Below are 6,620 nucleotides of genomic sequence, written 5' to 3' on the forward strand. Positions count from 1 at the left end.
GAAGTAGGACACCGACCAGGCGTGGTCGTGGTCCGGGTCGGCCGGCGTGCGGCCGACGGTGTACTGGTCGATCACCGGTGTGCCGGTGATCAGCACCTGGCGCAGAGCGGACTCAATCGTCTCCACGTCGAGAAGGCTCAGGATGTCGCGGGGGTGCTTGCCGATGTGGTCGGCGGCGGGGATGCCGTTGATGCGCTCCAAAGCCGGGTTCACCAGCAGGTATCGCAGATCGGTGTCCATGAGGGCGATGCCGATGGGTGCCTGCGCCACCAGGCGCTGGGAGAGAGCCAGGTCGGTCTCGAGCCGTTGCAGCGTGGTCTGGTCGGCGGCGACACCCAGGGCGTAGGTGTCGCCGAGGTCGTCCAGCAGCCGCATATTGCGGAACTCCACCAGGCGCGTGCTGCCGTCCTTGTAACGGATCGGGAACGCGCCGGCCCAGCTCGCGCCGGTCCCCATCACTTCGGCGAACAACTTGACCACGAGGTCCTGGTGCTCCTCGTGGACCAGCAGGTGCGCCGCGTACTGGCCCAGGGCCTCCTCGGCGGTGTACCCGAACACCTCATCGGCCTGCGGGCTCCAGAACACGATCCGCCCACGTGTATCCAGCACGATCGCGGCCACACTGAGCAGATCGAGCAGCCCACCCGGCGGTGACAGCCCCGCCGGGCCGCCCCGCTCCTGTCCGGGGAGCGGCTCTTGTGTACCCATCCTGAAAGGCTCCCTCCTCAGCGGAGCCCGCCAGGGGCGTGCGCCGGTTGAGGGCTCTTCCTCCATGCTGCTCCCCGAACCTGGTGCCCACGGTCCAAGGCATCCCAGCGAAGAACTTGGCACCCCACGCTCGCATGTCGCCCGCCCTGGCAAAGACACGGGGGGACCGTAGCGCCGCTGACAACCGGAAGCCCACGGGAACGAGCGTGGCGCAGGGATCCGCAAAACCCCGAGAGATCGAAAAGGTGGACGAGTACCGGAGGGAGGGGATGGTGACACAGCGTACGTCGCCACCACACAGCATGTCATCGGGAAGAGGTCGAAATCGCTGAGGGCGCGGACCTACGACAGTAAGCCTAGAACCACGCGCCGCTGCCAGGCGCGGACAGCCCGCCTCGTGTGTCGAGCGACCGGAGCGTCGCCTGGACGTTGAGGAAGTTGTCTCGGGTCCGACTTCTACGGCCCCGCCGATCAGCAGGAGGCGACGGCGTGCTGCTCCGTGGGCGGGCGCGGGTCCGCCGCGGCGGGTGACGCGACACGGGCCCTTTGTCCCGGACCGTCCTCATCGGGTCCGGGACAGAGAGCGAAGGTCAAACCATGAAGGCCCAGGTCTGCGACTTGGGCCTTCATTCAAGAGCGGATGACGGGAATCGAACCCCGGCTGTGAGCTTGGGAACCACTCGGCACTTGCTGTACCCGCATAGCGCCTGACCTGCGGGTACAGTGGCCTGGCCCGACGTTTCGGCTACTTCTACGGATCCCCCGTCGAGCACTGTTGACCGTACCTACTGGCACGTTGCGGCACGGCTGGTTCCATTCCGTGGTGCCACGTCGGCCATCGTGAGGATGCCGTTCCGGTGCGGGGGCGGGTCAGGCGAGGGCGAGGAAGAGCTTTTCGAGTTCTTCCTCGGTCATGGGGGCCTGGTTCTCGCCGGCGTCGGTCATGCACTGGCGCATGCCGCTGGCCACGATCTTGAAGCCGGCGCGGTCCAAGGCCTTGGAGACCGCCGCGAGCTGGGTGACGACGTCCTTGCAGTCGCGGCCGGCTTCGATCATGGCGATGACGCCGGCCAGCTGGCCTTGGGCGCGGCGCAGTCGGTTGAGGACTGCGTTGACTGCGTCGTCGTCGACCTTCACCGGTGCCTCCTGGGCTGTTGCATTCTCACCCCATGGTACCCCAGGGGGTATCTTCCCCCTGAGGTCAGCGGTTGCGCAGGGCGGCGAGGGTTGCCTCCAGGTCGCCCTGGCGGGGGCGGTTGTGAGGGAGCTTGGCCAGGAGGGCGGCCATGCCGCAGGTGTTGGTGAGGGAGGAGAAGACCAGGCCGCCCGCGACGCCCGCGGAGGCGAGGCGGAAGGCGGGGCGCAGGCGGCCCAGCGCGAGGCCGGTCAGGACGACGGCGCCGGCGCTGAGACGGACCTGGCGTTCCATGCTCCAGGTGGTGCGGGTGGCCCCCTGGGGGTGGTGGAGGGTGTGGCCTCCTGCGGCCCACGCTCCGGTGCCTCCGGTGAGCGTGGCGGTGGTGATGCCGTTGTCGGCAAGGGTGTTGCAGGCGTTCTCGGAGCGGGCGCCGGAGGCGCAGACGACGAGGATGTCGCCGCGGGCGGCGGCCGCGCGAATGTCGGGCAGGGCGCGGGTGAGATGGTCGAGGGGGATGTTGAGGGCGCCCGGGAGGTGGCCGGTGGCGTATTCGCCGGGGGTGCGGACGTCCAAGACGATCAGTTCGTGCAGGCGGCTGCTGGCCTGGTGGGCGTCGAGGGTGCGGGGGTGGGCCATGGTACGGGTTCCATCCATGTGGGGGTGCCGGCCCGTTCTGCCGAATACCCCTGAGGGTGTCGGTGATGGCGGCCGGGGAGGGGGCGTGTTGCCGGGTCAGCGGATGACGTCGGCGAGCATGAAGGCGGCGACAGCCAGGAGTACGGCCGCGAAGGTCCGCTGGAGTGTGGTTCCGGAGATCCTGGCGGCGAGTCGCTTGCCGTCCCAGGCTCCGAGGATCGCTGCGCCGGTGAAGGGGGCGATGACCGCCCAGTGCAGGGGGGTGTGGGTGCCGGCGCGGGCGGCGAGTGCGGCGAGGGAGTTGACGGTGATGACCAGGAGACTGGTGCCGACCGCCACGCGCATGCGCAGGCCCAGGGCGCCCACGAGGGCGGGGACGGCGAGGAAGCCCCCGCCGACGCCTAGGAAGCCGGTGATCGTGCCGAGTCCGGCGCCCGCTCCGGCGGCCCGCGCGGGCCGGATGGGCTGGGGCTGCCGGTCGGTGGGAGGGGTTCTGAACATGGCGAGTGCGGCGAGGGCCGCTATGGCGGCGAACGCCGCGGTCAGCACCGCCTCGGGCAGGCGGGCGGCGAGGGTGGCAGCGGCGACGGCGGGCAGGATCCCTGCCGCCGCGAAGAAGGCGCCGGTCTTCCACCGGACGTTGCCGGAGGTCGCGTGGGCGTAGAGGGCGGTGGCGGAGGTGGCTGTGACGATGATGAGGGACGCGGTGGTGGCGGCGGCCGGAGTGAAGTCGAGGAGGTAGATCAGGGCGGGCACGGCCAGGACGCTGCCGCCTCCCCCAAGCGCCCCGAGGGCCAGTCCGATGACGGCTCCGGCGGCGAGGGCGAGTACGAGCGTGCTCACGTTATCCGGCCGCTGCTTCCGCGCGCGTCGACGACCGGTAGTCCGGCCGCTGCCCAGGCGTTCATGCCGCCCTTGACGTCGACGGCCTCGATGCCGCGTCCGGTCAGCAGCTTGGCGGCCTGTTGCGAACGGTGCCCGGAGCGGCAGACCACTACCAGGGGCCGCCCTTCGGCGGCAGCGGGCAGGGCGGTGCCGGCCGCGAGGCGGGAGAGCGGGGCGTGCACGGCGTCGGGGGCGTGTCCGGTGTTCCACTCGGCCTGCTCGCGCACGTCGAGGAGTACGACGGCGCCGCCGGTGGTGGTGCGCTGGTGGGCCTGGATCGGGGTGAGGCGGGCGGTGCCGCGTCGAAAGAGGAACATCCGGCTTCCTTCCGGTTCTCGGGGTCGGGGAGAGGTGGTGGTTCAGCTGCCGGCCGTCAGCGGGAGGCCTGCCTCCAGGGCGGCGTCGAAGGAGTCGTCGACGGCGACGACGTCGCGGCCTGCGGCATCCAGCAGGGAGGCCGCGATGGCCGCGCGCATTCCGCCCGCGCAGTGCACCCACACCGTCCCGGCGGGGACGTCGGCCAGGCGCTGGTGCAGGTGGTGGACGGGGATGTGAACGGAGCCTTCGATCCAGCCCTGGGCGCGTTCGGAGTCGCGGCGTACGTCCAGGACCACGTCCGGGCCGGACTCCTGGGCGGCGAGGCCGGCGAAGGTGGCACGGGGGAAGGAACGCGGGGTGTGGCCGGCGGGTATCCAGTCGCCGGGGGTGCCGGTGGCGGCCGCGGCCGGGCGGTCGATGCCGACGCGGACCAGTTCGCGCTGGGCGGCGGCGAGCTGGGCGGGTGATTCGGCGAGGAGGGTGACGGGCTTGCCCCAGGGGATCATCCACGCGAGGTAGGTGGCGATCTTCCCCTCCGCCTCGAAGTTGAACGATCCCGCGACGTGCCCTTCGGCGAAGGCGACCCGGTTGCGCAGGTCCACCACCCACTCCCCGGCGGCCAGACGCTCCGCGATGCCCGCCGCGTCGGTCAGGGCCGGTGCGCTCAGGTCCACCGGCCGGGGGCCGGCGGCGTTGGCCGGACCCATGTGGGCGTAGTAGGCGGGTACGTCGTCCAGGCCGGCCAGCAGGGCGGCGACGAACGAGTCGACGTCCTTGACGAGGGCGTCGTTGGCGGACTTCTCCTTGCCGATGGTGGTGGCGTCGCCCTCGGACTGGGAGGAGGAGCAGAAGCTGCCGAAGCCGTGGGTGGGCAGTACGGGCGTCTCGTCGGGGAGCTCGGCGGCCAGGCGGTGGGCGGAGGCGTGCTGGTCCCGGGCCAGCTCTTCGGTCAGCCGGGGTTCCACCAGGTCCGGGCGGCCCACCGAGCCGATCAGCAGCGAACCGCCGGTGAAGACCGCCGCCACCGCCCCTCGGTCTTCCAGGACGTAGGAGGTGTGGTGCGGAGTGTGGCCGGGGGTGGCCAGCGCCCGCAGTGCGATGTCCTCGTCCACGCTCACCGTGTCGCCGTCGGCGACGGGCGTGCGGGCGAAGGAGACACGGGCGGCGACGGGCACCAGGTAGACGGCGCCGGTCAGGCGAGCCAGGTCCAGGCCACCGGTGACGTAGTCGTTGTGGACATGGGTCTCCACCACGTGGGAGATCCGCACTCCCCGCGCGGCGGCCGCTGCCAGGACCCGGTCGATGTCGCGGGGCGGGTCGACGGCCACTGCGGTGCGCGCGCCTCCCGCCAGGTAGCTGCGGTTTCCGAGGCTCTCGGTCTCGATGGTGTCGATGAAGAACACGTGGTTGCTCCGTTCGGCTGGGCAATTACCCCCTGGGGTATATTTCGAGCCTAGCACGGGTACCCCCGGGGGTATTTTTACGCCAGGGAGAACCCGTCCGCACGGGGCGCCTGCCCGGCCCCCTCCCGTCCACGCACCCAGCGAAAGGGATGACGCCATGCGCTACGACCGGACCGTCCACTGCAGCACCGACTTCGCCACCACCGTCGCCGCCGTCCGCGACGCCCTGGCCGCGCAGGGTTTCGGCATCCTCACCGAGATCGACGTCACCGCCACCCTGAAGGCCAAGCTCGGCCACGACATGGAGGACTACCTGATCCTCGGAGCCTGCAACCCGCCCCTCGCCCGTCAGGCTCTGGACGCCGACCGCGCCATCGGCCTGCTCCTGCCCTGCAACGTCGTCGTCCGTGCCGACGGCGACCGCACCGCCGTCCAGGCACTGGACCCCGGCGTCATGGTCACCCTGACGGGCCTGCCCGCCCTCCAGGACATCGCCGACGAGGCCACCCACCGCCTCGACGCCGCCCTGAACGCCCTCGAATCCGTCGGCTGACCCACACGAGGTCGGTGAGCCGCCGGAGTAACGCTGCCGCGCAGGACCCTCCGGTGGGAGGATCACGGCTTGGGGGGCACAGGGTTTCGAGCTGTTGAGGGGAAGTCGCGACGGTTCTGGGAGCGGTGGCCGTCACCGGTGCGGCAGGGAACATCGGCTCAGCGGTGCGGCAAGCCCTGCGGCGCGAGGCGGCCAGGGTGCGCCTTCTCGACCGCGTGCCGCTGCACTTGGAGGCGGCGAACGGGAATCGGGCGAGTGGTCCTGGCCAGCAGCAACCGCGTGACCGGCTTACACCCGACGCAGTGCCTCACCGGGCCAGTTCGGGCTGTCCGTCATCTGCCTGCGCATCGGCAGTTGCGAGCAGGCACCCACCGAGCCCCGCCACCTGGCGAGGCGGCTGAGTCCACGCGACACCTTCGGCTACGTCAAAGCCGCGCTCACGGCGCCGGCTTCCACGCGGTTCGCCGCGGCGTACGCCGTCTCTGCCGATGCTCGCCGCTTCTGGCAGCTGCCGACGGAAGCGGAGTTGGACCACATCCCCGTCGACGACGCCGGAACCCACGCCGGACACATCCCGGGCGCCGACACCACCGCACCGCACGGGACTCCGCAGGACGGCCCCTACGCAACGCCGGAGTTCACCTTGCGGCACCTGCGGCCTTGAGAGCCGACCCGGGGTGCAGTCCCGAGCCTTCCCGCAACTACCGCATCACGCTGCGGGCTGCGGCTGGCGCAGTTCCGTCTGGCCGAAGAGGAGTGCGTAGCCGGTGGGGAGTTGGTGGAGGATGCGGGCGAGGAGGTCGGGCTCGGTGAGGCGGGTGACGACGGCGAGGACGGCACCGGTGTCCCAGCGGGCGATGGCCGGGCTGGTGTCGGTGCGGGCTGCCATGTCCTTGATGAAGCTCCAGCCGGTGAGCCGTTCGGTGGCGGGGATCTGGGCGGTCAGGGCCAGGGCGGCTTCGACGGGCAAGGCCTGGGC

At 71.2% G+C, this 6,620-nt stretch carries 8 protein-coding genes; 1 reads left to right on the forward strand and 7 read right to left on the reverse strand.

Going from position 1 to position 6,620, the window contains the following annotated elements:
* The 6 genes from ACWGE1_RS39165 to ACWGE1_RS39190 all read right to left on the reverse strand — a co-directional run.
* Positions 1-708, reverse strand: a 708-nt coding sequence (locus ACWGE1_RS39165; protein ID WP_453425245.1) for a PAS domain-containing protein, incomplete at its 3' end; no start/stop codon positions are given.
* 870 nt (positions 709-1,578) lie between these two features.
* Positions 1,579-1,845 (reverse strand): metal-sensitive transcriptional regulator, encoded by a 267-nt coding sequence (locus ACWGE1_RS39170; RefSeq protein ID WP_280913761.1) that lies wholly within the window; start codon positions 1,843-1,845, stop codon positions 1,579-1,581.
* A gap of 64 nt (positions 1,846-1,909) precedes the next feature.
* Entirely contained in the window at positions 1,910-2,482 is a 573-nt protein-coding gene (locus ACWGE1_RS39175) for a rhodanese-like domain-containing protein (RefSeq protein ID WP_280913760.1), read from the reverse strand.
* Between the two features lie 96 nt (positions 2,483-2,578).
* Positions 2,579-3,325 (reverse strand): sulfite exporter TauE/SafE family protein, encoded by a 747-nt coding sequence (locus ACWGE1_RS39180; protein WP_453425246.1) that lies wholly within the window; start codon positions 3,323-3,325, stop codon positions 2,579-2,581.
* Positions 3,322-3,684, reverse strand: coding sequence for a rhodanese-like domain-containing protein (locus ACWGE1_RS39185; protein ID WP_453425247.1), 363 nt, complete (start codon positions 3,682-3,684; stop codon positions 3,322-3,324). Before ACWGE1_RS39185 ends, ACWGE1_RS39180 begins: the two co-directional genes overlap by 4 nt.
* 42 nt (positions 3,685-3,726) lie before the next feature.
* Complete coding sequence (locus ACWGE1_RS39190) at positions 3,727-5,088, reverse strand: MBL fold metallo-hydrolase (protein WP_453425248.1); 1,362 nt, start codon at positions 5,086-5,088, stop codon at positions 3,727-3,729.
* A gap of 157 nt (positions 5,089-5,245) precedes the next feature.
* Here ACWGE1_RS39190 and ACWGE1_RS39195 point away from each other — a divergent pair, with 157 nt between their 5' ends.
* A complete protein-coding gene (locus ACWGE1_RS39195; RefSeq protein ID WP_453425249.1) occupies positions 5,246-5,641 on the forward strand; it encodes a DUF302 domain-containing protein in 396 nt (131 codons plus the stop codon).
* Between the two features lie 709 nt (positions 5,642-6,350).
* On the opposite strand, the gene ACWGE1_RS39200 is transcribed toward ACWGE1_RS39195, so the two are convergent.
* On the reverse strand, positions 6,351-6,620 hold a 270-nt coding region (locus tag ACWGE1_RS39200; RefSeq protein WP_453425250.1), incomplete at its 5' end, for a DUF2267 domain-containing protein.

Source organism: Streptomyces sp. NPDC054932, assembly GCF_053610205.1.

Coding starts and splice junctions, on each gene's coding strand:
- ACWGE1_RS39175 (WP_280913760.1), bottom strand. CDS start 2,482: ATGGCCCACCCCCGCACCCTCGACGCCCACCAGGCCAGCAGCCGCCTG.
- ACWGE1_RS39185 (WP_453425247.1), bottom strand. CDS start 3,684: ATGTTCCTCTTTCGACGCGGCACCGCCCGCCTCACCCCGATCCAGGCC.
- ACWGE1_RS39195 (WP_453425249.1), top strand. CDS start 5,246: ATGCGCTACGACCGGACCGTCCACTGCAGCACCGACTTCGCCACCACC.